The organism is Hydrogenophaga sp. RWCD_12, from assembly GCF_046604225.1.
Lineage (GTDB): Bacteria > Pseudomonadota > Gammaproteobacteria > Burkholderiales > Burkholderiaceae_C > Hydrogenophaga.
The window spans coordinates 83,477-108,105 of the sequence record NZ_JBKIXC010000004.1 but is presented as its reverse complement, the minus strand read 5'-3'; the positions used below and the strand labels follow the sequence as shown (position 1 = coordinate 108,105).

The following is a 24,629-nucleotide window of genomic DNA, read 5'->3' as shown; positions in this document are numbered from 1 at the left end:
AGCCCCACCCCACAACGGACGAGGAGAAACACATGCAAGAGAAAAACATCCGTCGCGTCGCCGCGGCTGCGCTGCTGGCCAGTCTGGCCGGCGCCGCGCAGGCCCACCCGGGCCACGGTGCGACCAGCCTGATGGAGGGCCTGGCCCATCCGTTCGGTCTGGACCACCTGCTGGCCATGGTGGCCGTCGGCGTCTGGTCGGTCACGGCCCTGCCGCAAGGCAAGACCTGGCAAGGCCCGGCGGCCTTCCTGGCCGCTCTGGTGGCCAGCGCTGCGCTGGGCGCCGCCGGCGTGACGCTGCCGTTCCTGGAACACGGCGTGGCGCTGTCGGTGATGCTGTTCGGCGCCATGCTGGTGCTGGCCCGCCGCCCGATGCCGGCATCGCTCGGGCTGGGTCTGGTGGCCGCGGCCGCCTCGCTGCACGGCCTGGCCCACGGCGCGGAAACGCCGGCCTCCGGCTTTGCCGGCTACGCGATCGGCTTCCTGGCCACCACCGCGCTGATGCACGTCAGTGGCGTGGGCGCCGGCCTGGCGATCCGCCGCTGGCTGGCCGGGCGCAGCGGTGTCGCCCTGGGCGGCCTGGGCGCGCTGCTGGGTGGCGCCGGTCTGTACCTGTTCGGCCAGCTGGCCGCCTGACGGCCCCACCCTCGCACAGGAGATCACCATGTCCTCCCTGTCTGCACAAGAACTGGCCCAGCAGCGTCTGGCCGATGTCACCGGCATCGACGAAAGCGCTGTCTCGCACGGCCAGAGCACCAAGTCGGTCTACGTCTACGAAGCGCCCGTGCGCGTCTGGCACTGGATCAACGTGGCGGCCATCACCGTGCTGTGCCTCTCCGGCTATTTCATCGGCAGCCCGCTGCCGACGATGCCCGGCGAAGCCAGCGCGAACTACCTGATGGGCTACATCCGCTTCGCCCATTTCACGGCCGGCTACATCCTGGCCATCGGCCTGCTGGGCCGAGCCTACTGGGCGATCGTGGGCAATCACCACGCGCGCGAGCTGTTCTGGGTGCCGCTGTTCCAGAAGGCCTACTGGGGCGAAGTGCTGATCATGTTCAAGTGGTACGCCTTCCTGATCCCGCGGCCGGGCCGCTACGTGGGCCACAACCCGCTGGCCCGTCTCGCGATGTTCTCGGGCTTCCTGGTCCTGATGCTGTTCATGATCTTCACCGGCTTCGCGCTCTACAGCGAAGGCGCCGGCGTTGGCTCGTGGCAGGACAAGCTGTTCGGCTGGGTGATCCCGCTGTTCGGCCAGAGCCAGGACGTGCACACCTGGCACCACATGGGCATGTGGGCCATGATCATCTTCATCACGCTGCACATCTATGCCGCGCTGCGTGAGGACATCATGGGCCGCCAGTCCATCGTCTCGACCATGATCTCCGGTCGCCGCACGTTCAAGGACTGAGACCGTGAAAAAGGTCGCCGCCAGCTGGTCGATCCCTCCCCGTGGTGTGCCGGTGCGCGAGCCCATGCACCCGGGGCGGCTGCTGGCGCGCACCTGCCTGGCGCCGCTCTCGCTCAACCAGAGCGAAGCGGCCCGGCTGCTGGGCCTCTCGCGCCGCCGCCTGCACGAGCTCGTGCATGGCCAGCGCGCGATGTCGCCCGACACCGCCATCCGTTGCGCGCGCCAGTTCGGCATCGATGCCGGCTTCTGGCTCACGCAGCAGGCCGCCTGGGACAGCTTCCACGCCTGGAAGCGTCTGTGTGCCCGGGACACGACGGCCACCCCTTCCCCCTCCCACTGACGCCCATCCGGGATTCCAGCCATGAGCGCCACTCCGACCGAAACCGCTTGTCACCCGGCTGGTGACACCCTGCCAGCCCGCATCGTCGTGCTGGGCATTGGCAACCTGCTGTGGGCCGACGAGGGCTTCGGCGTGCGTTGCATCGAGGCGCTTCAGCGCCGCTACGAATTCGCCGACCACGTGTCGCTGATCGACGGCGGCACGCAGGGCCTCTATCTGGTCCAGCACGTGCAGGAAGCCGACGCGCTGCTGATCTTCGACGCGATCGATTACGGCCTCGAACCCGGCACGCTCAAGCAGGTGCGCGACGACGCCGTGCCGCGCTTCATGGGCGCCAAGAAGATGAGCCTGCACCAGACCGGCTTCCAGGAAGTGCTCTCGCTGGCGCAGCTGACCGAGAAGTACCCGCAGCGCGTGCTGCTGGTGGGCTGCCAGCCGCAGGAGCTCGAAGACTACGGCGGCAGCCTGCGGCCGGTCGTCAAAGCCGCGATGGAAGAGGCGATCACCCTCGGTGTGGCCGAACTGGAGCGCTGGGGTGCACAGCCGCGGGAACGCAAGTCGCCGCTGGCGCCGCGCGAGGCCGTGACGCTCGACGAGCTGGCGCTGACCGCCTACGAAGCGCAGCGTCCCGCGGCCGAAGAGGCCTGCCGGATCGGCGACGACCGCTTCCTGCCGAAGGAACTCTGACATGTGCATCGGCATTCCCATGCAGGTGGTCGAGACCGACGGTCGCTTCGCACTGTGCGAAGGCCGTGATGAGCGCCGGCGCGTCGGCACCGCCCTGGTGGGCCAGGTGTCGGTGGGCGACTGGCTGCTGGTGTTCCTCGACGACGCCCGCGAACAGATCGATGCGGAGCGTGCGCTCGAAGTCAACGCCGCACTCGACCTGGTGCTCGGCGCCATGCAGGGCACCGCCCTGCCGGACGACGTGGATTTCGCCCTGCCTTCGCAGATGAGCCCCGAACAACTGCGTGCCCTGACCGGCCAATGATTCAACTGGAGACACCATGATCGACATCGAAGAAGCCCACGCCCCCCTGATCCAGCGACTGGCCCGCGAGTTCGGCGCCACCTGGGTCGACGAGCAGACCGTCGCCGACTGGACGGCCGGCGGCGGCGACCGCGTCGTGCTGCTGGCCGGTGACCCGGTGCGTTTTCCCGAAGGCGTGGACGTGGCGGCCGTGCTGCCCGAACTGATGAAGGCCTTTCCGAATCGCTTCAGCGTTGCAGTGGTGCCGCGCGACAGCGAAGACGCGGTGGCCAAGCGCTACGGCTCGCAGCGCTGGCCCACGCTCCTGTTCTTCCGCGACGGCCAGTACGTGACCGCCATCGCCGGCATGCAGGACTGGGACATCTATCTCAATGGCGTCGCCGCCGCGCTGGCCATGCCGCCCTCGCGTCCGCCCACCATCGGCATCCCCGTCGTCAGCCAGGGCGCCGGCAGCGACAGCGCCTGCCACTGAACGCAACCGCCGCACCGCCCGCACAGACCCCTCAAGGAACTCCCCATGAAAGCCTTCCCGATTCCCGTCGTCGCCCTCGGTCCCGGCTCGCAGACCGAAGAGGAAACCCTCGACTACCTGCCCATGCCCAAGGACATGGACACCTACCGTGCGCCCATGCTGCCCGAGCCCGAGGAGATTGCCGGTCGCGCCGCGGCGCGCGATGCGCTGTGCAAGGTGCTGGCGCTGCTGGACCTGGCCGCCGACCGGCAGCCTGGTGGCCAGGTCAGCCTGCGTGGGCTGGACGAAGAAGACCTGCAGCTGATCAACCAGGTGATGGGCGAGGGCGAAGCCAGCGCCATCGTGCGCGATGAAGGCGCGAACCTGGAAGTGCGCGTGCAGGAGTCGGTGTTTGCCGGCGTCTGGCGCCTGATGACCATCCGGGACGGCGCGCTGATCGACGACGTGATCGAGGTCGGTCCGATCCCTGCGCTGCTGCGCACCGTGGCCGAAGAAGACGCCGAGAGCATCTACAAGCCATGGCGCGGTCCTCTGCCGCCGAATGTGCAGAACGCGCCGCTGCTGGTCGAAGAGGTGCGCGACCAGATCGCGCGCTGGCAAGCGGGCCAGGCGCCACACGTCATCAACCTGACCCTGCTGCCGGTCACGCCGGAAGACATCGGATTCCTGGACCACCAGCTGGGCACCGGCCGCGTGCTGCTGCTCTCGCGCGGCTACGGCAATTGCCGCATCTCCAACACCCTGCTACCCAACTGCTGGCGCGTGGTGTACTACAACTCGATGGACACAGTGATCCTCAACACGGTCGAGGTGGTCGACATGCCCGAAGTCGCGATGGCCGCGCCGGAAGACCTGCGCGATTCGCACGAGCGCCTGAACGACGTGCTGGGTTACCTGGAGCAGGCATGAGTTCCAACGGGTTCGAGGGTTTTGAGGGCAGCTACCTGGGCAACCGGGCAGCGCTCAAGCCTGGCTCGCGCCTGGAGTGCAAGATCTGCTGGTGGGTCTACGACCCGGCGCTGGGCGACCCGCAGTGGCAGATTCCGGCGGGCACGCCGTTCGCCGAGTTGCCGGCGCACTGGCGGTGCCCGAACTGCGATTGCGATGCCGAGCAATTCCTGCTGTTGACGGATGACTGAGATGGAACAGCGCGTCGCTGCCCTGGTCGACTTCTACCGCCGCGTGCAGACCGAGCGCATGCAGGGCGTTCCGATCCTCAACCTGGCGCTGTCGGTCGAGGCGGTGGGGTTTCGCCGGGCCGAAACGCCCGAAGACGCGCCAGAGCCGGAGCACGAGCCGGTGGCCGAGGGCGTGCTGATCACGCCCTGGTTCATGAGTCTGGTGCGCCTGCCGCTGGCACTGCAGCCGCACGGCAACCGCGTGGCGCGCAAGTTCGTGCGCGACTTTGGCAGCGAGGGCTTCGAGTTCATCGGTGCCCACGATGACGCGGTGGGCTACCACGAGACCTGCGCGCTGTTCTCGCCCATGGATGGTTTTGCGACGCAGGCGCAGGCGGTGGAAACCGCGCTCGCTTCGCTCGCGCTGGTGCGTCCCGAGCTTGCGAAGGAAGTGGTCAAGGCGTCTGAACCGGTGCCCGCGCGGCGCGCCTTCTTCATGGCCCGCCGCAACGGGCCGGGAGCCACGCCGTGATGCGCGCCGAAGACATGGCGGGCAGCCTGCGCGTGCAACCCGGCACACCGGTGCCCGACGCGCTGCACAGCGAGCGCCGCGACTGGGCGTCGCGACTGGCCCGCGGACAATCGGCCACCGCCTTGCCCGGACTGCTGGCCAGCCTGTTCAGCCTGTGCAGCCACGCGCACCGCCTGTGCGCGCAGCTCGCCATCTCGGCGGCAAGGCCTGGGGTCATGGCTGCCCCGACCAATGTCGCGCAGCGCCTGCGGCTGGAGACCGCGCAGGAGCATGTGCGCCGCATCGGCCTGGACTGGCCGCGCCTGCTGGCCGGCGCGCCGGTGCCGGCCGCGCTGGCCTCGTTGCAGATCAGCCCCTTGCTTCGGCCGGCGGGCGCCGCGACAGAACACGACTGGTCGACATCGCTGGCCTGGTTCGAATCCGAATGGCTGCAGATGCCGGCCGCGACCTTGCTGCGCGCCTGGCAGGCCTGTGGCGCCGACTGGCTGATCGACTGGAGCCAACGCCACACCGGCTGGCTGCCGAGCCTGGTGCGGGCCGCGCGCGAGGCCGACACCGGTTCGGCGCTGGACATGAAGCACGCGATGCGCGCACATGCCGATCAGGAAGGACAGCGGCGGCTGGCCGATGCGCTCGCACGGACGCCGGGTTTCGCGATGCAGCCGCAGTGGGAGAGCGCCTGCGCACACACCGGCACCTGGTCGCGCCTGCACCGGACCGACGACGGCCTGCCGCTGACGCCTTGGGCCATGCTGGGCTGCCGGCTGGCCGAACTGGCGCGCCTGTGCCTGCCCGCACCACAGGACGGCACCGGCTGGCTGGCACACGGTGCCCTGCACCTGACCGATGGCCAGGGGCTGGCCTGGGTCGAGATGGCCCGCGGCCTGCTGGTGCACCAGGTGGCGATCGATGGCAGCGACGGAACCGCGATGGTTCAGGCCTGCCGCGTGCTGGCGCCGACTGAATGGAATTTCCACCCGCAGGGCGCTGTGGCGCAGCGCATTGCCGCGCTGGACCCAGGCCTTCCCGAGGCGCTGCTGCACCGCCAGCTCGCCTTGCTCATGGTGGCGTTCGACCCTTGCGTGCCGTTCCACATCGACACGGCGCAGGACCAGACCCAAGAGGTGAGCCATGCATGAAGCCAGCCTTGCCGGTGGCGTGCTGCAACTGGTCGAAGACACTGCGCGGCGCGAAGGCTTTTCGCGCCTGCTTGAACTGCACCTGGAGGCGGGGCAGCTCGCGGGCGTCGATGTGCGCGCGCTGCGCTTCGCGCTGGAAAGTCTGGCGCCCGGCACGCTGCTGGACGGTGCGCAGATCCAGATCGACGAACCGCCCGGACAGGCCTGGTGCATGGGCTGCGGACAGACCGTGGCGATCGCCCAGCGCGGCGATGCCTGCCCATCGTGTGGCGGCTATCAGCTGCAGCCGACCGGCGGGCTGGAACTGCGTGTGGTGGACATGCGGGTGAGTGATGATTGAACCGACTTTGAAGGAGACAGAACATGTGTGTCGTTTGCGGATGCAGTGACAGCAGCCCGGCCCATGCCCGCCACGTGCAGGCCCACACCGGCGAGGCAGGGGTGGTGAAGGTCAACCCGGCCAACGGCGACCTGCATTTCGGCGCCGGCTCGGCCCGCGTGTCGGTGCCGGGCATGAGCCAGGAGCGCGCGATCAAGCTGGAGAGCGACATCCTCGGCGCCAACAACCGCGTGGCGCAGCAGAACCGTGCGCACTTCGAGTCGCACGGCGTGACCGCGCTCAACTTCGTCTCCAGCCCCGGCTCGGGAAAGACCACGCTGCTGTGCGCGACCATCGAGGCGCTCAAGGCCCGCGATCCGGGCCTGCACGTCGCGGTGATCGAAGGCGACCAGCAGACCAGTTTCGACGCCGACCGCATCCGCGCCACCGGCGCCCCCGCAATCCAGGTCAACACCGGCAAGGGCTGCCACCTCGACGCGCCCATGGTGGCCGAAGCGTTCGCGCAGCTGCACACCCACGACCACGACCACGACCACGACCATGACCATGGGCATGGGCATGACCATTCACGCGACCACCACGATCACGGGTCGCGCGACCTGCTGTTCATCGAGAACGTCGGCAACCTGGTCTGCCCGGCGGTGTGGGACCTGGGTGAAGCGGCCAAAGTGGCGATCCTGTCGGTGACCGAGGGCGAAGACAAGCCGCTGAAGTATCCCGACATGTTCGCGGCCTCGCAGCTGATGATCCTCAACAAGGTCGATCTGCTGCCGCACGTGAAGTTCGAAGTCGCCCGCTGCATCGAGCTGGCGCGCCGCGTGAACCCCACCATCGAAATCATCCAGCTCTCGGCCACCACCGGCGAAGGCATGGACGCCTGGCTGCACTGGCTGGACCACGCGATGGGCGCGCACCACCACCATCACGACGAGCCGGTGTCCGAAGAAGCGGCCCTGCGCGAACGCGTGAAGCAGCTCGAAGCCGAACTGGCCCGCGCGAAAGCCGCGCTGTCTGCCGACACCCCGGCCTGACGGAACCGACACCATGAGCGCGACTGTGCTCGCCGTCGGTGCCTGGCTCAAGAATGCGGCCTGCCTGGTGCTGCACGGTCAGGCGCACTGGTCGCCGGTGCATGGCGACCTGAGCGATCCGGACGCCTGCGAGGCGCTGGAGCAATCGGTGCAGGCGCTGCTGCAGCAAGCGCAGGAGGCTGGCGCACCGGTGCGGGCCATCGCACACGACCTGCACCCCGACTTCTTCAGCACCCAGCTGGCGATCGCCACCGCCGATGCGATGGGCGTCCCCGCCATCGGCGTGCAGCACCACCACGCGCACCTCGCGGCCGTGGTCGCGGAACATGGCATCGAAGAACCCGTCGTCGGGCTGGCGCTGGACGGCGTCGGCCTTGGCAGCGACGGTGCTCCCTGGGGCGGCGAACTGCTCTGGCTCGACGGCGCGCAATGGGCGCGGGTGGGTCATCTGTGGCCGTTGGCCCTGCCCGGTGGCGACCGCGCGGCGCGCGAGCCCTGGCGCATGGCCGCCAGCGTGCTGCATGCGCTGGGCCGTGGCGACGAGATCGTGCCGTGCTTCGGCCCGGAGGTGGGTGACGCTGTCGCGACGGGCGTGCACCAGATCCTGGGCAAAAAACTGAATTGCCCGCTGACCAGCAGCGCCGGTCGCTGGTTCGACGCGGCCGCGGGTGCGCTGGGCCTCTGTCACCACCAGCTCGACGAAGCGCAGGCGGCCATCGCACTGGAGCAGGCGGCGGCGCGGGCGCTCACCTGGCAACCGACCCTTGAAGCATTGCCCGGTGCCGTTGTCACGGCCGATGGTGTGATCGACCTGCGGCCGGTGCTGGCGCAGCTGTTCGATGCGGCCGAGACCGATGCGGCGGCGGCCGGTTTTCACCTGGCCATGGCCGATGCGCTGGCCGACGCACTGATCGCCGCCGCCCACGCGCGCAGCATCCGCACCGCCACCCTGGGCGGTGGCTGCTTCTTCAACCGCATCCTGCGCGAGCGCATCGAACAGCGGCTCACCAGCGCACGACTGACCGTGTGCCAGACGGGCGCCAAGGGCTGCGGCGACGCAGGCCTCGCGCTCGGTCAGGCCTGGGTCGCGGCGCAACAACTCGAACCATCACAACAACCACCCGTTGAGGAGACTCTCTCATGTGCCTAGCCATTCCCGCGCTGCTGGTCGAGAAGCGCGAACACGACCAGGCGGTGGTCGATCTGGGCGGCATCCGCAAGCCCATCTCCATCGCGCTGGTGCCCGAGGCGAATGTCGGCGACTACGTGATCGTGCACGTGGGCCACGCCATCGGTGTGCTCGATCCCGAAGAGGCGCAGAAGACGCTGGCGATGTTTGCCGAAATGCAGTCGCAGACCGCAGAGGTCCAGCCATGAAATACATCGACGAATTCCGCGACGGGGCGCTGGCCAAACACATTGCCGAACGCATCGCCGCCGAGGTCAAGCCCGACCACGCCTACCGCTTCATGGAGTTCTGCGGCGGCCACACGCACGCCATCAGCCGCTACGGCGTGCTGGAGTTGCTGCCGCCCAACGTTCGCATGATTCACGGCCCGGGCTGCCCGGTCTGCGTGCTGCCCATCGGTCGTGTGGACCTGGCGATCGAACTCGCGCTGCAGCACGACGTGATCCTCTGCACCTATGGCGACACCATGCGGGTGCCCGCTTCCGGTGGGCTCTCTTTGACGAAAGCCAAAGCCCGTGGTGGTGACATCCGCATGGTCTATTCGGCCGGCGACGCACTGCAGCTGGCGCGCGACAACCCGGGCAAACAGGTGGTGTTCTTCGCCATCGGTTTCGAGACCACCACGCCACCGACCGCCCTGGTGATCCGCGACGCGGCGCGCGAAGGCCTGAACAACTTCAGCGTCATGTGCAGCCACGTGCTGACGCCGCCCGCGATCCGCGCCATCCTCGACGGCGCCGAGGCGCACGAGACAGCGGAGATCGAAGGCTTTGTCGGTCCGGCCCACGTCAGCGTCGTCATCGGTTCCGACCCCTACGCGAAGTTCGCGCAGGAATACAAAAAGCCCGTGGTCATCGCCGGCTTCGAGCCGCTGGACGTGCTGCAAGCGATCCTGATGCTGGTGCGCCAGGTCAACGAGGGTCGCACCGAGGTCGAGAACGAATTCACCCGCGCCGTCACGCCACAGGGCAACCTCAACGCGCAGGCGGTGATGGACGACGTGTTCGAACTGCGAGAGGCCTTCGAGTGGCGCGGCCTGGGCACCATGCCCCACTCGGCGCTGCAGATTCGCGAGAAATACCACGCCTTCGACGCCGAGCATCGCTTCGGCCTGGGCTACCGCAGCGTGCCCGACAACAAAGCCTGCGAATGCGGCGCCATCCTGCGCGGCGTCAAGGAGCCGCGCGACTGCAAGATCTTCGGCACCGTCTGCACGCCCGAAAACCCCATCGGTTCCTGCATGGTGTCCAGCGAAGGCGCCTGCGCCGCCCACTACACCTACGGGCGCTTCCGCGACATTCCGGTCGTGGCCGCGTCGTCGGAGCATGAGGAGGCGCAGGCATGAGAGTCGATCACGACAACCCGCCCACGAATCCGCCCGCGAAGGTCAGCACCGTGAAGAAGACCTATACCCGCCCGCTGGACATCAAACACGGCCGCATCGACATGGGCCATGGCGCCGGCGGCAAGGCAGCGGCCCAGCTGATCGAGGAGCTGTTCCTGCCCGCCCTGGACAACCCCTTCCTGCGACAGGGCGACGACGGCGCCGCGCTGCCGTTGCCGGCCTTCGCGGCCGGTGCCGGCCAGCTGGTGATGGCGACCGACGGCCATGTGGTCTCGCCGATCTTCTTTCCCGGCGGCGACCTGGGCTGCCTCGCGGTGCACGGTACGGTCAATGACGTGGCAATGATGGGCGCCCAGCCGCTGTACCTGAGCGCCAGTTTCATCATCGAAGAGGGCTACCCGCTGGCCGACCTGCAGCGCATCGTGCAATCGATGGGCGCCGCCGCTCGCGAGGCCGGCGTGCCGGTCGTGACCGGCGACACCAAGGTGGTGGAGCAGGGCAAGGGCGACGGTGTGTTCATCAGCACCACCGGCGTGGGCATGCTGCCGCCGGGCGTCTCGGTCAGCGGCAGGAATGCCCGCGTGGGCGACGTGATCCTGCTGTCCGGCACCATCGGCGACCATGGCGTGGCCGTGCTCTCCAAGCGCGAGTCGCTGGCCTTCGAGACCACGATTGAAAGTGACACCGCGGCGCTGCACACGATGGTCACCGACCTGATGGCGGCGGTCCCTGGCGCCGTGCGCGTGCTGCGCGATCCGACGCGTGGCGGTCTGGCGACCACGCTCAACGAGATTGCCCGCCAGTCCGGCGTCGGCATGCGGTTGCAGGAAGCAGCGATCCCGGTCAAACCACAGGTTGACGCGGCCTGCGAGCTGCTGGGGCTGGATCCGCTGTACGTGGCCAACGAGGGCAAACTGATCGCCATCGTCGCGCCCGAAGCGGCCGAGGCCGCGCTGGCCGCTTTGCGCGCCCACCCTTTGGGAGAGGACGCGGCGCGCATCGGCGAGGTCACCACCGACCCGCACCAATTTGTGCAGATGGATACGCGGTTCGGTGGACGCCGTGTCGTAGACTGGCTCAGCGGCGAACAGCTGCCGCGCATCTGCTGAATCTCTGCTGAAACCACCATGCCCGCTCCGATCTATCGCAAAACCGACGCCGGCCGCGAGGAGGTCGGTGCCCGCAAGGCAGGTCTGTCGCCGGTCACGCGGCGCGTGCTCATCCTGGTCAACGGGCAGGACGGCGTGGCCGCGCTGGCTTCGCTCGGCTTGCCCGATCTGCAGTCGCACCTGGACACGCTGCTGGCGTTCCGCCTGATCGAGCCTGTGCCAGGAAGCGGCAACCGGTCGGCGTCGCCGGTGGCAGCGCCTGTCACGGCAGCCGTGACAGCCGCGCCGATCGCCGCTCCCGCGCCCGCTGCACCGGTGGCCCCACCGGTCGATCCCGAAGAAGACCGGCAGGTGCAGGCGCTGCAGCGCAAGGCCTTCCTGATGCTGCGCCAGCATTTCGGCCCGGACACCCCCACGGTGGCCCAGGCGGTGTTTGCCGCGCGGACCTTGCCGGACTTCCGCATGGCGCTGGACGGCATCGAGGCCAAGCTCGCGATCTACATGGGCCGCAAGCAGGCGACGCGCGAACTCGACACCTTGCGTGGCGGCCTGTGACCGCCGACGCATTCCTGCCCGATCTGCCGACCGTGCTGGTGGTCGACGATGAGGTGCGCTCGCAGGATGCGATGCGCCGCACGCTCGACGAAGACTTCACCGTGTTCACCGCCAGCAGCGCCGACGAGGCACGCGGCCTTCTGGAGCGCCAGCCGGTCAGCGTGATTCTTTGTGACCAGCGCATGCCCGGCGTGACCGGCGTCAACTTCCTCAAGGAGGTGCGCGAGCGCTGGCCCGAGATCGTGCGCATCGTTATCTCCGGCTACACCGACGGCGAAGACATCATCGCCGGCATCAACGAAGCGGGCATCTACCAGTACATCCTCAAGCCCTGGTCGCCCGACCATCTGCTGGAATCGGTGCGCAACGCGGTCGAGGCCCAGACCCTGCAGCGCCAGACCAGCCGGCTCGACCTCGAACTGCGCACCAGCACGCGTGTGCTGCGCCAGCGCACCGCGAGCCAGATGGCGCAGGCGCGCAGCCATTTCGATTTCGACCGCATCGTGCGCGCGCCGGGCAGTCCGATCGACCTGGTGTGTTCGATGGCCGAGCGCGTGGCGCGTTACGACATCCCGGTGCTGGTGCTGGGCGAGTCGGGCACCGGCAAGGAACTGCTGGCGCGCGCCATCCACTACGCCTCGCCGCGCCAGACCGGCCCCTTCGTGGTCGAAAACTGCGCGGCCATTCCCGACACCCTGCTGGAGTCTGAACTGTTCGGCCACAAGCGAGGTGCCTTCACTGGCGCCTTCGACGACCACCCCGGTCTGTTTCAGCGCGCCAGTGGCGGCACCGTGTTTCTCGACGAAATCGGCGAAACCTCGCCCGCCTTCCAGGTCAAGCTGTTGCGCGTGTTGCAGGAGGGCGAGGTGCGGCCCGTGGGGGCGCCGCGGCCGATCCCGGTGGACGTGCGCATCATCGCCGCGACGCACCGCAACCTGGAGCAGCGCGTGCGCGAAGGCCTGTTCCGCGAAGACCTGTTCTACCGGTTGGCGGGTGTGTCGATCACCGTGCCGCCGTTGCGCGACCGGGTTGCCGACATCGCACCGATTGCGCGACAGATCGCACTGGATGTCGCGGGCGAACTGGGGCACCCGGGCGCAACGCTGCCCGACGACACCCTGGCCTGCCTGCTGGCCTATCCGTGGCCCGGCAACATCCGCGAACTGCGCAACGAGATTGCCCGCGCGATGGCGCTGCACGAAGGCAACGAACTGCCGCCGGGGGCGTTTTCGCCGCGCGTGCTGCAGGGCCGAGCCGCCGGAGGTGTCGATGGCCTGGTGGCCGCGATTCCCAGCTCTGGCACCTTGACCGACCGGCTGGACGTGATCGAGGCCATGCTGCTGCGCGAGACCCTGTTGCGGCACCGCTGGAACAAGACCAAAGCAGCGGCGGAACTCGGGCTTTCGCGCGTGGGCCTCAGAGCCAAGATGCAGCGCTTCGGTCTGGACAAGCCATGACCGCCGTTGACCAGGCCGGCAACTTCCACGCGGCCGACGCGGTGATGGCCCGCTGGCGACACGACCCGCATGCGTTGGTGCAGGTGCTGCGCGAAACCCAGGCGGTGACCCGCTGGCTGCCGCGCGACTTGCTGGGTCACATTGCCCGCACACTGGGCTTGACGCTGGCGCATGTTGAAGGCGTGGCCGGCTTCTACCGTTTCTTCCACCTCGGTCCTGTGGGCGGGGTGCATGTGCTGTTCTCCGACAACATCACCGACCGCATGCTGGGCAGCGAGGTCCTGCTGGCGCAGCTGTGCGGGCGCCTGGGCGTGGAGGTGGGCGAGGTCGATCCGCACGGCCGATTCAGCGTGGACCGCTGTTCCTGCACCGGCCTGTGCGACCAGGGGCCGGCCCTGCTGGTCAACCACCACCAGGTGGTGACGAGACTGGACCCGGCGCGCGTCGACCAGCTCGCCGATCTGTTGCTGGCCGGCGTGCCCCCCGAGGACTGGCCGGACGACTGGTTCCAGGTTCAGGACCACATTCGCCGCGCCGACGTGCTGCTCCAGGGCCTGCCCAACGATGGGCCTGCGCTCTCGGGTGTACTGGCCCGCGAACCCAGTGAACTGCTGGCCGAGGTCGAGCGCTCGGGCCTGCGCGGCCGCGGTGGTGCCGGATTCCCGACTGCGCGCAAGTGGCGTGCTTGCGCCGAGGCCGAAGCTTCCGATGGGCAGCGCTGCGTGGTCTGCAACGCCGACGAGGGAGAGCCTGGCACCTTCAAGGACCGGGTGCTGCTCCGCCGTCACGCCGACGAGCTGTTTGACGGCATGACCCTGGCAGCGCGTGCCATCGGCGCGCAGACGGGCCTGATCTACCTGCGCGGCGAGTACCGATTCCTGTTGCCCCGGCTGCAGGAGGCGCTGGAGCGGCGGCGCGCGCAGGGCCTTCTGGGGCGCGACGTCGGCGGCGTGGCTGGCTTGCACTTCGACATCGCCATCCACCTGGGCGCCGGTGCTTATGTGTGCGGCGAGGAGTCGGCGCTGATCGAGTCGCTGGAAGGGAAACGGGGCACCCCGCGCATCCGCCCGCCGTTTCCGGTACAGCGCGGCTACCTCGGGCGGCCGACGGTGGTCAACAACGTCGAGACCTTTGTGGCCGTGGCCCACATCGCGCGCCGCGGTGGCGGGTGGTGGGCCGGCATTGGCACGCCCGACTCGACTGGCACCAAGATCCACTCGGTCTCGGGCGACTGTGAGCGCCCGGGCCTGTACGAGTATCCGCTGGGCACCCTCATCGCGCAGATCCTGGCCGACTGCGGCGCGCGCGACGCACAGGCCGTGCAGGTGGGTGGCCCGTCGGGCCGATGCGTGCCGTCCAGCGGATTCGGCGACGCGATTGCTTTTGAGGGTGTGCCCAGCGCGGGCGCCTTCATGGTGTTCGACCGCACGCGCGACCTGTTCGCGGTCGCGCGGCACTTCGCGCACTTCTTTGCCCATGAAAGCTGTGGCCTGTGCACGCCCTGCCGCGTCGGCACCGAGCTGGTGGTGCGGCGGCTGGACAAGCTGGCGCACGAACGCGGTGCCGGTCGCGGTTCGGCCTTCGACATCGCGCGCCTGCACGAGCTCGACACCTTGCTGCACAGCGGCACCCACTGCGGCCTCGGTGCCTCGGCCTGCAATCCGCTGCGGGACACGCTGACCCACTTCGGGCATTCCTACGCGCAGCGCAGCACCGCCGCACACTTCCAGCCTGAACTGGACCTCGACGCACATCTCTCTGCCGCGCGCCGCGTGACCGGCCGCCAGGACCCCGGCGCCCATCTCTCGACGGAGCACTCGGCATGAGCAGCTTCCTCTTCGACGGCGAGCTGGTGCCGCTGCAGCCAGGCGACACGATCCTGCAGGCCGCGCAACGCGCCGGGCACGAGGTGCCGCACCTGTGCTGGCACCCCGAGGTCTCGGCGAGCGCCTCCTGCCGGGTCTGCACCGTGCACGTCGACGGCCGCCACGTGGCCGCCTGCACCACCGCCGCGGCCGCCGGGCAGCGGGTGGAGTGCCACACCGCCGGGCTGCGCGCGCAGCGCAAACACCTGCTGCAGATGCTGTTCGTCGAAGGCAATCACTTCTGCCCGGGCTGCGAAAAAAGCGGCCACTGCCTGCTGCAGTCCCAGGCCGAGCGCGCCGGCATGACCGACCTGCACTACGAGACGCTCAACCCCGAGCGCCCGGTCGACGCCAGCCACCCGGACGTGCTGTTCGAGCCCAACCGCTGCATCCTGTGCCAGCTCTGTGTGCGCGCCAGCGACGAAGTCGACGGCAAGCAGGTGTTCGCCATCGGGGGCCACGGCATCGCCACGCGGCTGCTGATCAACAGCGAGAGCGGCCGCCTGGGAGACAGCGCGCTCGCTGTGACCGACCGTGCGGCCCACATCTGTCCGGTCGGTGCGCTGCTGCCCAAGCGGGTTGGCTTTGCAGTGCCCATCGGTCAGCGCACATTCGACGACGCGGAGACCCGCGGATGAACGTCGCGAAACCTTCCCCCCGCAAGTGGCGCGTCGCCACGGTCTCGCTCGCCGGCTGCTTCGGCTGCCACATGTCCTTCCTGGACATCGACGAACGCCTGTTCGACCTGGTCGAGCTGATCGAATTCGACCGCTCGCCGCTGACCGACATCAAGACCGTCGGCCCCTGCGACATCGGCCTGATCGAAGGCGGCCTGTGCAACGCCGAGAACGTCGAGGTGCTGCGCGCATTCCGTGACCAGTGCCGCGTGCTGGTGGCTGTGGGGGCTTGCGCGATCACCGGCGGCCTGCCAGCGCTGCGCAACCACCTGGACGTGGGCGAGATGATGAAAGCCGTCTACGGCGAAGTGCCCAACGACCCCGAACTGCCGCTGCCGCTCAACCGCGTGCTGCCGATCCACGAGGTGGTGCAGATCGACCACGCGCTGCCGGGCTGCCCGCCGCCGGCCGATGCGTTCTGGGAACTGCTGCAGGACCTGATGGCGGGACGCGAGCCCCAGCTTTCGCGAGGCCTGATCCGTTATGACTGAGTCCACGCGCTCCCTCGAAACCGCCGCCGACCCGCAGGGCCTGCGCCGCATCGTGATCGACCCGGTCTCGCGCGTCGAGGGCCACGGCAAGGTCACGCTGCTGCTGGGCGAGTACAACCGCATTGAACAGGTGCGGCTGCACATCGTCGAGTTCCGTGGCTTCGAGCAGTTCATCGTTGGCCGGCCCTACTGGGAGGTGCCGGTGATGGTGCAGCGCCTGTGTGGCATCTGTCCTGTCTCGCACCACCTGGCGGCCACCAAGGCGCTGGACCGCGTGGTCGGTGGCTGGCCGGTGCCCGCATCGGCCGACAAGATCCGCCGCCTGATGCATTACGGCCAGATCGTGCAGAGCCACGCGCTGCACTTCTTCCACCTGTCGTCGCCCGATCTGCTGTTCGGCTTCGGCGCCGACGTCGCACAGCGCAACATCGTCGGCGTGGCGATGGCGCACCCCGAGGCCGCGCGCCAGGGCGTGATGCTGCGCAAGTTTGGCCAGGAGGTGATTCGCATCACGGCGGGCAAGCGGGTGCACGGCACCGGCTCGGTGCCCGGCGGCATGAACCGCGCGGTGGATGTGGCCGAGCGCGACACGCTGCGCTCGCAACTGCCCGAGGTGCTGGCCTGGGCCGAGGCGGCGGTGGACCTGGCCGAGCGCCTGCACACCAGCTTGCCGCAACACCTGGTGGGGTTCGCTGAGACCCCGGCGGCCATGATGTCGCTGGTCGGCCCCGACGGCGCGATGGAGTTCTACGATGGCACGCTGCGGGTGCGCGAGGCCGACGGGCGCATCGCTGTCGATGGCTTCGAAGACCAGCGCTACCGCGAGCTGATCGGCGAGGGCGTCAAGCCCTGGACCTACATGAAGTTTCCCTACCGCCTGGCCCTGGGCCCCGATGCCGGCTGGTACCGCGTCGGCCCGCTGGCGAGGCTGCAGAACTGCGACTTCATTCCCACGCCCCGCGCCGAAGCGCGGCGCCAGGCCTTCATGGCCGCGCACGGCGGTCGGCCGGTGCACGCGGTGCTGGCGACGCACTGGGCGCGCATGATCGAGCTGCTGCACGGTGTGGAGGTGGTGGCCGATCTGCTGGCCGACCCGGCCATCCTCGGCGGCCCGCTGCTCGCCACCGGCGATCGCCAGCGCGGTGGCGTGGGCATCATCGAAGCGCCGCGCGGCACGCTGATCCACGAGTACGAAGTCGGCGACGACGACCTCGTCACCAGCTGCAACCTGATCGTCTCGACCACGCACAACAACCAGGCGATGAACGAGGCGGTGCGCTCGGTCGCGCTGCAATACCTGGACGGCCAGACCATCACCGAGCCGCTGCTCAACCACATCGAGGTTGCCATCCGCGCCTACGACCCCTGCCTGTCGTGCGCCACCCACGCACTGGGCCAGATGCCGCTGGCCGTCACGCTTCGGAACGCGCAGGGCGAGGTGCTCGACCATGTGCACCGCTCCTCCCGCGGCGACACCGTGCGCGACACCCGGCCGCATTCGGCGGAGGCAGCGCAATGAGCCAACCCGTCGCACCGCTGCTGGTGTTCGGCTGGGGCAACCCGAGCCGGGGCGACGACGCGCTCGGCCCGTTGCTGGTCGAACAATTGGCCGCCCAGGCACAGGCCCAGCTGCCTGCGGGGCGACTCGAATGTCTGACCGACTTCCAGTTGCAGGTGGAGCACGCGCTTGACCTGCGGGGCCGCCAGCGGGTGCTGTTTGTGGATGCCGCCATCGGCCTGCAGACACCGTTCGCGGTCAGCGCCGTGCTGCCTGCGCCGGTGGCTGGCTTCACCACCCACGCGCTGGCGCCCGAGGCGCTGCTGCAGGTCTATTGCGAGCTGGAGCGCGCCGAGCCTCCGCCATGCACGCTGCTGGCGATCCGTGCCACAGCGTTTGAGCTGGGCGGAGCGCCAGGTGGGCAGGCCCTGGCCGATCTGGCGCTCGCCCTGGCATGGGCGATGGGCTGGGCCGACCTGACCGAGGAGGTCTCCATATGAACGTACTCTGGCTTCAAAGTGGCGGTTGCGGCGGCTGCAGCATGTCGCTGCTGTGCGCCGACACGACCGACTTTCAGGGCCACCTGCGCGACGCCGGCGTGCACCTGCTGTGGCACCCCTCGCTCTCGCTGGCCAGCGGTGACGAGGTGCTGACGCTGCTGCGCTCGGTGATCGATGGCGGCACACAGCTGGACGCGTTGTGTGTCGAAGGCTCGCTGCTGCGTGGCCCCAACGGCACCGGGCGTTTCCACATGCTGGCCGGCACCGGCCTGCCGATGATCCACTGGGTGCGCGAACTGGCGGCGAAGGCGCGGCATGTGCTGGCGATTGGCAGCTGCGCGGCCTGGGGCGGCATCACGGCCGCTGGCGACAACCCGACCGACGCCTGCGGCCTGCAGTACGAAGACGACCGCATTGGCGGCCTGCTGGGCGCCGACTTCCGCAGTGGCAGCGGCCTGCCGGTCATCAATGTCGCCGGTTGCCCGACGCACCCGAGCTGGGTCATCGACACGCTGATGGCACTGGCCGCCGAAGCCTTCACCGAAGACGACCTCGATCCGCTGGCGCGACCGCGCTTCTACGCCGACCAGCTGGTGCACCATGGCTGCACGCGCAACGAGTACTACGAGTTCAAGGCCAGCGCCGAGAAGCCTTCGGATCTGGGCTGCATGATGGAGCACATGGGCTGCAAGGGCACGCAGGTGCACGCCGACTGCAACATCCGGCCCTGGAACGGCGAGGGCAGCTGCACGCGTGGCGGCTACGCCTGCATTGCCTGTACCGAGCCGGGCTTCCAGGAACCGGGCCACCCCTTCCACCTGACGCCCAAACTTGCCGGCATTCCCATCGGCCTGCCCACCGACATGCCCAAGGCCTGGTTCGTGGCGCTGGCCTCGTTGTCCAAGAGCGCGACGCCCAAGCGGGTGAAGCACAACGCGACCGCGGACCACCTCGTGGTCAAACCCGCTGTGAGAAAGACCCGCCTGAAATGAGCCGCCTGCTTGTGGGTCCGTTCAACCGCGTCGAGGGCGACCTCGAGGTTTCGCTGGAAATCGACGACGGCCGGGTGGCATCGGCCCAGGTCAACGCCACCATGTACCGCGGCTTCGAGCAGATCCTGCAGGGCAAGGCACCGCACGACGCGCTGGTCTTCGTGCCGCGCATCTGCGGCATCTGCTCGGTCTCGCAGTCGGTCGCGGCGGCGCGCGCGCTGGCCGACCTCGGCGGGATTGCCATGCCACCCAACGGACAGCACGCAACCAACCTGATTCTGGCGACCGAGAACCTGGCCGACCATCTGACGCACTTCTACCTGTTCTTCATGCCCGACTTCGCGCGGCCGGTGTACGCCGACCGGCCGTGGCACGCCGAGGCGATGCGCCGCTTCGCACCCGACCGCGGCGAACAGGTGCGCGGTGCCACGGCGGCGCGCCAGCGCTGGCTCACGCTGCTGGGCACGCTGGGCGGCAAGTGGCCGCACACGCAGTCGGTCGAGCCGGGCGGCTCCACGCGACCGATCGACGCCGCCGAGCGGGTGCGACTGCTGAGCAAGGTGCGCGAGTTCCGCAGTTTCCTGGAGCGCCAGCTGCTGTCCACCACGCTGGAGCATTTCGCCAGTCTGGCCGACGCAGGTGCGCTCTGGAGCTGGCACGCGCAGGACCCGCTGGCCGGCGACCTGCGCTTCTTCCTCTCCGTCGTGCAGGACCTGTCGTTGCAGGCGCTGGGCCCCGGGCCGGGCCGCTATCTGAGCTACGGCGCCTATGCGCAGCCGGACGGCGGTCTCGCGCTCGCGCAGGGCCTTTGGCGCGGCGATGCGCGGCGGCTGGATCCGCTGGATGCCCACGCGATCACCGAGGACGCCAACCACGCATGGCTGGCGCAGGCGCACCAGCCGCTGCACCCGCTGCACGGCGTGACCCGGCCCGAACCCGACAAGGCCGGTGCCTACACCTGGAACAAGGCCCCGCGGCTGGGTGGCGAAGTGATCGAGACCGGCGCCATCGCACGCCAGCTTGCCAGCGGACAGCCGCTGGTGCGCGACGTGGTGGCGCGCCACGGTGGCACGGTGTTCACCCGTGTGCTGGCGCGCATGGTCGAGCTGGCACGGGTGGTGCCGATGATGGAAGACTGGCTGCAGTCGCTGCGCCCGACCGAGGCCTTCTGTGTGCCCACCGCCCTGCCCGACGAGGGGCATGGTGTCGGTCTGTCCGAAGCGGCGCGCGGTGCGCTGGGGCACTGGCTGGTGGTGCGGGGCGGTCGCATCGCCAACTACCAGATCGTGGCACCGACCAGCTGGAACTTCTCGCCCCGCGACGCCCAGGGCGTTCCCGGCGCGCTGGAGCAGGCGCTGGCCGGCGCGCCGGTGCGCGAAGGAGAGACGAACCCGGTGGCGGTGCAGCACATCGTCCGCTCCTTCGATCCCTGCATGGTGTGTACAGTGCACTGACATGTCGAAAGACCGCGCCCCCAGTCCCTTGATCTCCGCGCCGATGGAGGGTGTGGACGAGTCCACCTGGCTGGACGTGATCCAGAAGATGGATGAGGTCTACACGCGCCTGATCGACGACGAAGTCGAGCTGGAGAAGAAGAACGCCGAACTGGAGCAGTCGCAGCAGTTCATCGTCAGCGTGCTGACCTCGATGTCGGACGTGCTGGTGGTGTGCGACGAGCGTGGCCTGATCGAGCAGGCCAATGCCGCGCTGTGTGAGCTGGTCGGTCGCCGCGAAGACCAGCTGCGTGGCAGCAACCTGTCGGACCTGCTCGCCGACGACGCGAGCGTGCAGGCGGCGCGGGAGGCGATGGGCCGCAGCGCCGCACCGCGCTCCGGCCAGGGCATCGAGCTCAACCTGCTGGACCGCCAGGGCCAGGCGGTGTCGGTCGACGCCAGTTGCACGCCGCGCGTGGGCAGCAACGGCAAGCGCGTCGGCACGGTCTGGGTCGGGCGCCCGACGGCCGAACTCAAGCGCGCGTACCACGAGATGCGCGCCGCGCACGAAGCGCTCAAGCGCACGCAGCAGCAGCTGCTGCACTCCGAGAAGATGGCTTCGCTGGGCCAGCTGGTCGCGGGCGTGGCGCACGAACTCAACAACCCGATCAGCTTTGTGCTGGGCAATGTGCACGCGCTGCGCAAGTACTGCGACCGGCTGCAGATGTACATGGCGGCGTTGCACGGGCACGCCAGCGACGAGGAGCTGCAGGCGCTGCGCCAGCGGCTGCGCATCGAGCACCTGATGGGCGATCTGCCGTCGCTGATCGAAGGAACGCTCGAAGGCGCGCAGCGCACCGCCGACATCGTGCACGGTCTCAAGCGCTTCTCGGCCATGGACCCCGAGGAACGCAAGGTGGTGAACCTGGTCGAGGTGATCGAGCGCGCGATCCACTGGGTGCAGAAGGGACGTGCTACCTCGGTGCAGGTGCGCTGGGACCCGGTGCAGACCTGCGCAGTGATGGGCAGCGCCGGGCAGTTGCAGCAGGTCATGATGAACCTGCTGCAGAACGCCTTCGACGCGCTCTCGCGCGAACCCGAACCCATGGTCTGGGTCGAGATGGGTTGCGGAGGTGGCGAGCGATCCACGGTGCGCGTCACGGTGCGCGACAACGGTCCTGGCATTCCGGCCGAACACCTGCTGCGCATCTTCGACCCCTTCTTCACCACCAAGCCGGTGGGCAAAGGCACGGGTCTGGGCCTTTCCATCAGCTACGGCATCGTCGAGCAGCACGGCGGACACCTGAGCGCACGCAATGCCGAAGGCGGTGGCGCCGAGTTCCTGATGGAGCTGCCCAGCGCGTGAGGACCCTGCGGTGACAATCGCCGCATGGAACTGCTGATCGTTTCCCTCGCCTCGTTGTTCGCCGGTTTTGTCGACTCCATCGTGGGCGGCGGTGGCCTGATCCTGACGCCCATGCTGTTCGCGGTGTTTCCGACCACGCACCCCGCGACGCTGTTCGGGGTCAACAAGAGCGCGTCGATCTGGGGCACGGCGGCGGCCACGGCGCAGTACGCGCAGCGCGTGACCATGCCCTGGCACGCGCTGCTGCCGGCGGCCGCGCTAGCCTTTGCGGGTTCGATGACCGGCGCCTGGACCGTGACCGTGATCTCGCCCGGCTTCCTGCGCAAGGCCCTGCCGCTGGTGCTGCTGGCCTTGCTGATCTACACACTGGCGCGCAAGGACCTGGGACGCCACCACACGCCGCGGTTCACAGCGCGCGGCGAAGCCTGGGCGGCGGGCACGCTGGGCCTGGTGATCGGCTTCTACGACGGTTTCTTCGGCCCTGGCACCGGCAGCTTCTTCGTGTTCCTGTTCGTGCGCTGGCTGGGCTACGACTTCCTGCACGCCAGCGCCAGCGCCAAGTTGCTGAACACGGCGTCGAACCTGGCGGCGCTGGTGCTGTTCATCTCCAAGGGCCACATCTGGTGGCATTTCGTGCTGCCGCTGGCGGCGGCCAACGTGGTCGGCAGCCTGCTGGGCACGCGGCTGGCACTCAAGCACGGCAGCGGCTTCGTGCGCGTGGCCTTCATCGTGGTCGTCTCGGCCCTGATTCTCAAGACCGGCTATGACAGCTGGCTGCGTTGAGCGGCGGTGTCAGCCCGGCGCGCGCAGCGATGCAGGGGCGTTCTCGTTTTCCGAGGGCCAGGGGATCTCGCTGGCCTTGAGCGGCGTGCCGATCGGCCGGCCTGCCTGACCCTTCTGCACGGCGGCGAGGTCTTCGGGGTTGGGGTACTGGTCCAGCAACAGGTAGTCGAACACGCGGCGTGCGATGGGCGCGGCGCTGGCGGCACCGAAGCCCGCGTTCTCCACCACCACGGCCAGCGCCACGGTCGGCTTGTCCAGCGGTGCGAACGCGATGTAGAGCGAGTGGTCGCGCTGATGCTCTTCCATCTTGCGCGCGTCGTAGCGTTCGTGCTTGCCCAGGCTCACCGCCTGCGCCGTGCCGGTCTTGCCGCCGCTGAGATAGCCCGCGCCGGCGAACACGCGCGTGGCCGTGCCGCCGGTGGTCACTCCGTGCATGGCCTGGCGGATGAGTTCCACGTGCTCGGGCTTGAAGCCCAAGTCGACCGGCGGGGCGACCGGCACCGGATGGCGCGTGCGGGTGACCTCGTCCTCGGTGGCCAGAGCCAGGTGTGGCGGGTACGACTTGCCGCCGTTGACCAGCGTGGCCATGGCGTGCGCCACCTGCAGCATGGTGAAGCTGTTGTAGCCCTGGCCAATGCCCAGTGAAACCGTTTCACCGGCGTACCAGCGCTGCTGTTCGGGGCGCTTGTAGTTCTCGCGCTTCCAGGCCTGGCTGGGCAGGATGCCGCGCAGTTCGCCGCGCAGGTCGATGCCGGTGATCTGGCCGAAGCCCAGCGGTGCCATGAAATCGTGGATCGTGTCCACGCCCATCTCGTTGGCCAGCGAGTAGAAGTACACGTTGCTCGACTCGACGATGGCGCGGCGCATGTCCATGGCACCGCCGCGCTCGTTCTCGGGGCTGCCGAAGCGGTGGCCGCCGAACATGAAGTAGCCGGGGTCGTTGATGATGGTGGTCGGCGAGCGTTTGCCCAGCTCGAGTGCGCCCAGCGCCATGAACGGCTTGTAGGTCGAGCCAGGCGGGTAGGTGCCGCGCAGCGCCCGGTTGAGCAGCGGCTTGTCCATCGACTCGTTCAGCGCCTTCCAGTTGTCGGCATCGATGCCTTCGACGAACAGGTTGGGGTCGAAGGTCGGCTTGGACACGAAGGCCAGCAGCTCGCCGTTGTTGGGGTTGATGGCGACCAGCGCGCCGCGGCGGTCGCCGAACATCTCCTCGACCAGCTTCTGCAGCTTGATGTCCAGCGCCAGCACGACCGTGTTGCCCGGCGTGGCCGGTGTGTTGGCCAGTGAGCGCACGGCGCGGCCACCGGCCGATGTCTCGACCCGGTCGAAGCCGGTGATGCCATGCAGCTCGCGCTCGTAGTGCTGCTCGATGCCGAGCTTGCCGATGTAGTCGGTGCCGCGGTAGTTGGCCTGGTCCTCTTCGGGCCAGTCTTCGATGTCTTCCTTCTCGCGCTGGTTGATGCGGCCGATGTAGCCCACCACGTGGCTGCCGACCTCGCCGTGCGGGTAGTGTCGGATCAGCCGGGCGCGCACCTCGACGCCGGGAAAGCGGTAGCGCTGCGCCGTGAAGCGCGCGACCTCTTCGTCGTTCAGGCGGGTGCGGATCGGCAGCGAGTCGAAGTTGCGCGACTCCTCCAGCAGCTTGCGGAAACGGCGCTTGTCGCGCGGCTGGATGTCGACCAGTTGCCCCAGTGCCTCGATCGTGCGGTCCAGGTCCTCGACCTTCGAAGGTGTGATTTCCAGCGTGTAGGCCGAGAAGTTGGTGGCCAGCACGCGCCCGTAGCGGTCCAGGATCTGGCCGCGGTTGGGCACCACGGGCAGCACCGCCGTGCGGTTGCTCTCAGCCTGCGCATCGAAATCTTCGTGGCGCACGACCTGCAGGTAGACCAGCCGCGCGGCCAGCAGCGAGAACGCCACCAGCACCGCCAGCCCGGCCACCAGGACCCGGGTGCGGAAGTGCGCCAGGTCGGCTTCGACGTTGCGCAGTTCGGTCATG

At 68.9% G+C, this 24,629-nt stretch carries 28 protein-coding genes; 27 read left to right on the top strand and 1 reads right to left on the bottom strand.

Annotated elements, in window-relative coordinates:
• The first annotated feature begins 32 nt into the window (after positions 1-32).
• The 27 genes from ACLIJ1_RS15920 to ACLIJ1_RS15790 are packed head-to-tail and all read left to right on the top strand — an operon-like array spanning position 33 to position 22,633.
• The gene (locus ACLIJ1_RS15920) at positions 33-635 is read left to right on the top strand and encodes a HupE/UreJ family protein (RefSeq protein ID WP_411366519.1); all 603 of its coding nucleotides are present in this window, start codon (positions 33-35) and stop codon (positions 633-635) included.
• 28 nt (positions 636-663) lie between these two features.
• Positions 664-1,410 (top strand): Ni/Fe-hydrogenase, b-type cytochrome subunit, encoded by a 747-nt coding sequence (gene cybH / locus ACLIJ1_RS15915; RefSeq protein WP_411366518.1) that lies wholly within the window; start codon positions 664-666, stop codon positions 1,408-1,410.
• Positions 1,411-1,414: 4 nt separating this feature from the next.
• Entirely contained in the window at positions 1,415-1,750 is a 336-nt protein-coding gene (locus ACLIJ1_RS15910; RefSeq protein ID WP_411366517.1) for a HigA family addiction module antitoxin, read from the top strand.
• Between the two features lie 21 nt (positions 1,751-1,771).
• On the top strand, positions 1,772-2,437 hold the full coding sequence (locus ACLIJ1_RS15905) for a HyaD/HybD family hydrogenase maturation endopeptidase (protein ID WP_411366516.1): 666 nt from the start codon (positions 1,772-1,774) through the stop codon (positions 2,435-2,437).
• A gap of 1 nt (position 2,438) precedes the next feature.
• Positions 2,439-2,741 (top strand): HypC/HybG/HupF family hydrogenase formation chaperone, encoded by a 303-nt coding sequence (locus ACLIJ1_RS15900; protein WP_411366515.1) that lies wholly within the window; start codon positions 2,439-2,441, stop codon positions 2,739-2,741.
• A 16-nt stretch (positions 2,742-2,757) separates the two neighbouring features.
• Positions 2,758-3,213 (top strand): hydrogenase, encoded by a 456-nt coding sequence (locus ACLIJ1_RS15895; protein WP_411366514.1) that lies wholly within the window; start codon positions 2,758-2,760, stop codon positions 3,211-3,213.
• 45 nt (positions 3,214-3,258) lie between these two features.
• Positions 3,259-4,122: a hydrogenase expression/formation protein gene (locus ACLIJ1_RS15890; RefSeq protein WP_411366513.1), complete on the top strand. Its 864-nt coding sequence runs from the start codon at positions 3,259-3,261 to the stop codon at positions 4,120-4,122.
• Complete coding sequence (locus ACLIJ1_RS15885; RefSeq protein WP_411366512.1) at positions 4,119-4,352, top strand: rubredoxin; 234 nt, start codon at positions 4,119-4,121, stop codon at positions 4,350-4,352. Before ACLIJ1_RS15890 ends, ACLIJ1_RS15885 begins: the two co-directional genes overlap by 4 nt.
• 1 nt (position 4,353) lies before the next feature.
• Complete coding sequence (gene hybE, locus ACLIJ1_RS15880; RefSeq protein WP_411366511.1) at positions 4,354-4,863, top strand: [NiFe]-hydrogenase assembly chaperone HybE; 510 nt, start codon at positions 4,354-4,356, stop codon at positions 4,861-4,863.
• Positions 4,863-6,002 (top strand): hypothetical protein, encoded by a 1,140-nt coding sequence (locus ACLIJ1_RS15875; protein WP_411366510.1) that lies wholly within the window; start codon positions 4,863-4,865, stop codon positions 6,000-6,002. The genes hybE and ACLIJ1_RS15875 overlap by 1 nt, the downstream gene beginning before the upstream one ends.
• Positions 5,995-6,342 carry a hydrogenase maturation nickel metallochaperone HypA gene (locus ACLIJ1_RS15870; protein WP_411366509.1) on the top strand — a complete coding sequence of 116 codons (348 nt, stop codon included), beginning with the start codon at positions 5,995-5,997 and terminating at the stop codon, positions 6,340-6,342. The genes ACLIJ1_RS15875 and ACLIJ1_RS15870 overlap by 8 nt, the downstream gene beginning before the upstream one ends.
• A gap of 23 nt (positions 6,343-6,365) precedes the next feature.
• Positions 6,366-7,373 (top strand): hydrogenase nickel incorporation protein HypB, encoded by a 1,008-nt coding sequence (gene hypB, locus ACLIJ1_RS15865; protein ID WP_411366508.1) that lies wholly within the window; start codon positions 6,366-6,368, stop codon positions 7,371-7,373.
• Between the two features lie 13 nt (positions 7,374-7,386).
• Positions 7,387-8,523 (top strand): carbamoyltransferase HypF, encoded by a 1,137-nt coding sequence (locus ACLIJ1_RS15860; protein WP_411366507.1) that lies wholly within the window; start codon positions 7,387-7,389, stop codon positions 8,521-8,523.
• Positions 8,514-8,750: a HypC/HybG/HupF family hydrogenase formation chaperone gene (locus tag ACLIJ1_RS15855; RefSeq protein ID WP_411366506.1), complete on the top strand. Its 237-nt coding sequence runs from the start codon at positions 8,514-8,516 to the stop codon at positions 8,748-8,750. Before ACLIJ1_RS15860 ends, ACLIJ1_RS15855 begins: the two co-directional genes overlap by 10 nt.
• On the top strand, positions 8,747-9,907 hold the full coding sequence (gene hypD / locus ACLIJ1_RS15850; protein WP_411366505.1) for a hydrogenase formation protein HypD: 1,161 nt from the start codon (positions 8,747-8,749) through the stop codon (positions 9,905-9,907). Before ACLIJ1_RS15855 ends, hypD begins: the two co-directional genes overlap by 4 nt.
• Positions 9,904-11,016: a hydrogenase expression/formation protein HypE gene (hypE, locus tag ACLIJ1_RS15845; RefSeq protein ID WP_411366504.1), complete on the top strand. Its 1,113-nt coding sequence runs from the start codon at positions 9,904-9,906 to the stop codon at positions 11,014-11,016. Before hypD ends, hypE begins: the two co-directional genes overlap by 4 nt.
• An 18-nt stretch (positions 11,017-11,034) precedes the next feature.
• A complete protein-coding gene (locus tag ACLIJ1_RS15840; protein WP_411366503.1) occupies positions 11,035-11,571 on the top strand; it encodes a hypothetical protein in 537 nt (178 codons plus the stop codon).
• Positions 11,568-13,028, top strand: a complete 1,461-nt coding sequence (locus tag ACLIJ1_RS15835) for a sigma-54-dependent transcriptional regulator (RefSeq protein ID WP_411366502.1) — start codon at positions 11,568-11,570, stop codon at positions 13,026-13,028. The genes ACLIJ1_RS15840 and ACLIJ1_RS15835 overlap by 4 nt, the downstream gene beginning before the upstream one ends.
• A complete protein-coding gene (locus tag ACLIJ1_RS15830; RefSeq protein WP_411366501.1) occupies positions 13,025-14,854 on the top strand; it encodes an NAD(P)H-dependent oxidoreductase subunit E in 1,830 nt (609 codons plus the stop codon). The genes ACLIJ1_RS15835 and ACLIJ1_RS15830 overlap by 4 nt, the downstream gene beginning before the upstream one ends.
• Positions 14,851-15,531, top strand: a complete 681-nt coding sequence (locus ACLIJ1_RS15825; protein ID WP_411366500.1) for a 2Fe-2S iron-sulfur cluster-binding protein — start codon at positions 14,851-14,853, stop codon at positions 15,529-15,531. Before ACLIJ1_RS15830 ends, ACLIJ1_RS15825 begins: the two co-directional genes overlap by 4 nt.
• On the top strand, positions 15,528-16,061 hold the full coding sequence (locus ACLIJ1_RS15820) for an NADP oxidoreductase (protein WP_411366499.1): 534 nt from the start codon (positions 15,528-15,530) through the stop codon (positions 16,059-16,061). The genes ACLIJ1_RS15825 and ACLIJ1_RS15820 overlap by 4 nt, the downstream gene beginning before the upstream one ends.
• Positions 16,054-17,580 carry a Ni/Fe hydrogenase subunit alpha gene (locus tag ACLIJ1_RS15815; RefSeq protein WP_411366498.1) on the top strand — a complete coding sequence of 509 codons (1,527 nt, stop codon included), beginning with the start codon at positions 16,054-16,056 and terminating at the stop codon, positions 17,578-17,580. The genes ACLIJ1_RS15820 and ACLIJ1_RS15815 overlap by 8 nt, the downstream gene beginning before the upstream one ends.
• A complete protein-coding gene (locus ACLIJ1_RS15810) occupies positions 17,577-18,059 on the top strand; it encodes a hydrogenase maturation protease (RefSeq protein WP_411366497.1) in 483 nt (160 codons plus the stop codon). Before ACLIJ1_RS15815 ends, ACLIJ1_RS15810 begins: the two co-directional genes overlap by 4 nt.
• Positions 18,056-19,051 carry a HupU protein gene (locus ACLIJ1_RS15805; protein ID WP_411366496.1) on the top strand — a complete coding sequence of 332 codons (996 nt, stop codon included), beginning with the start codon at positions 18,056-18,058 and terminating at the stop codon, positions 19,049-19,051. The genes ACLIJ1_RS15810 and ACLIJ1_RS15805 overlap by 4 nt, the downstream gene beginning before the upstream one ends.
• Positions 19,048-20,505 carry a nickel-dependent hydrogenase large subunit gene (locus tag ACLIJ1_RS15800; protein ID WP_411366495.1) on the top strand — a complete coding sequence of 486 codons (1,458 nt, stop codon included), beginning with the start codon at positions 19,048-19,050 and terminating at the stop codon, positions 20,503-20,505. The genes ACLIJ1_RS15805 and ACLIJ1_RS15800 overlap by 4 nt, the downstream gene beginning before the upstream one ends.
• 1 nt (position 20,506) lies before the next feature.
• Positions 20,507-21,850, top strand: a complete 1,344-nt coding sequence (locus ACLIJ1_RS15795; RefSeq protein ID WP_411366494.1) for a sensor histidine kinase — start codon at positions 20,507-20,509, stop codon at positions 21,848-21,850.
• A gap of 24 nt (positions 21,851-21,874) precedes the next feature.
• Positions 21,875-22,633, top strand: coding sequence for a sulfite exporter TauE/SafE family protein (locus tag ACLIJ1_RS15790; protein WP_411366493.1), 759 nt, complete (start codon positions 21,875-21,877; stop codon positions 22,631-22,633).
• A gap of 9 nt (positions 22,634-22,642) precedes the next feature.
• On the opposite strand, the gene mrdA is transcribed toward ACLIJ1_RS15790, so the two are convergent.
• A complete protein-coding gene (gene mrdA, locus ACLIJ1_RS15785) occupies positions 22,643-24,628 on the bottom strand; it encodes a penicillin-binding protein 2 (protein WP_411366492.1) in 1,986 nt (661 codons plus the stop codon).
• Position 24,629 lies beyond the last annotated feature (1 nt).